This window comes from Flavobacterium frigoris, from assembly GCF_900111075.1.
Classification (GTDB): domain Bacteria; phylum Bacteroidota; class Bacteroidia; order Flavobacteriales; family Flavobacteriaceae; genus Flavobacterium; species Flavobacterium frigoris.
This window is the reverse complement of sequence record NZ_FOFZ01000044.1, coordinates 1-1,716: the sequence shown is the minus strand read 5'-3', so window position 1 is coordinate 1,716 and position 1,716 is coordinate 1. Positions and strand designations below refer to the sequence as shown.

Here is a 1,716-nt window from a genome sequence, read left to right as displayed (position 1 = left end):
CAAATTTATATTTTGTACTCATTTAATTAATATTGTGTTTACTTTGTGGGCACGAGCGAGACGCTCGCGCTAGCATACGCTCAAGCCAGCGGGGGGGGTAAAGCACTTCATTCTATATCCTTCTCATAAACAAATAAATTGTTATTTACATCTCGGATATACATTCTGTTTTTATGAAATTTTAAATCATCTATTGAATTTGCTTCCTTTATATTTAAAATCCATTCATAATGTCCATCTTGCGGATTGATTGCAATTATAAAGCTTTGTCCTGAATCATAAACCGCATACCAAAGTAATCCTTCGTTATAAATTACTCTGTGCCCAGATGGCCAATAGTTTACTCCATTATAATCAAAGTTGGGCAATCGTGAATTTTCTCTGTCGTAATCATACATTTCTCCAGTATCTAAATTGATTCTAAAAAAGGAAAGACTCGTACAGACATATCCCCTATTTTCTACAATTTCGATTGTTCTTGCATAAGTGCTTGTTGCCCAATTTATTCTACCTGTTGTAATTGCAATACTAATAAGACCCGAATTTGATGCAATAATTAGATTGTTATTATAAATTTTCAATTCTTTAATTTTCCCTTTTTTCTCTTGTATTAAAATATCATTGATGTTATGAGCCCATATTTTTTCGTTATCTAGTGTAAATAAACCTAAAGAATCAGAATTTGCAGAGATTATTAAATTATCTGAAATTAAAAAATCAACAAAACCGAATCCTAAAGTCATTGGCATCTTTTTTAAAATCTTACTAGTTTCAAGATTAATTAATATGAAATATTTTATACGCCCAATATAAGCAGAAGCGATATAATAGTTTTTAAAATCATTCCCTTTTATATTTAAAGTATAATCTAGTTTTTTTATTATATTTAATTTACGGTCTGTTAAATTTAAAAGATATGAATCGTATGAATTAGATTCTGTAATAAAAATATTATTTTGATATGTAACACTATCATAGGCCGTGAGGCACTGTCTCATAAAGTGTGTAACTTTAAATCATTGCTTAATAAAATCAAATGAGAAATAGTTTGATTCCCTTGTATTGTTATCAAATCATCATTATAGAATTGATATAGTAATACGTCTCCGATTTTTTTTAGAAATTGATACATAATTACTCTGCTATTTTAAATATAGTTTCGAATATTGAATCATCTTTCAATGCTTCTAATAGCTTTTCAGATTTATTAAATCTTTCTATATCACCAAATTTTTTACCCAAAAGTTCTCTGACTTTATCCAAAGGTATTTCATCTAAAGCTTTCAAATCTAATGCTCCCATAACTTTTGTTTTTAATGTTGTAATATCATTTATATTATCGGTTTTATTAAATATCCATTCTATTTCCCCCGCTAGCGCGAGCGTCCCGCTCGTGCCCACATTATAAATCAATTCACGTCTATCTCTAAAAGTGTTTGGTCATTATTTCCATAATTTCTAGCACTGCTGTATTTCCAATCTATTGGATCAGTTACAAAACCTGATTCAACAGGATTTTGATGAATATAGTTAAGTTTTTGCTCAAAAACCTTTAGCGACCAAATCTCTATTGGATGATTATCCTGTTGCCACCCGAGCCTGAAAGTGCGAACTGGCGAAGCAAAATTGCCTATGCTCTACATTACTATTCTTTTTACCTGCTCGATCCATCATCCAAAGCATCCATTCTCTTCGGCTCTCTTGAACATTTTCTTC

Annotated in this window: 2 protein-coding genes and 1 pseudogene; all 3 read right to left on the bottom strand. The window is 30.5% G+C overall.

Annotated elements, in window-relative coordinates; genetic code table 11:
- Positions 1-107 precede the first annotated feature (107 nt).
- Positions 108-998, bottom strand: coding sequence for a hypothetical protein (locus BMW63_RS17690; protein WP_074724782.1), 891 nt, complete (start codon positions 996-998; stop codon positions 108-110).
- A 136-nt stretch (positions 999-1,134) separates the two neighbouring features.
- A complete protein-coding gene (locus BMW63_RS18250) occupies positions 1,135-1,302 on the bottom strand; it encodes a hypothetical protein (RefSeq protein WP_175460315.1) in 168 nt (55 codons plus the stop codon).
- A 107-nt stretch (positions 1,303-1,409) separates the two neighbouring features.
- A pseudogene (locus BMW63_RS18495) lies at positions 1,410-1,716 on the bottom strand (transposase); the annotation flags it as partial.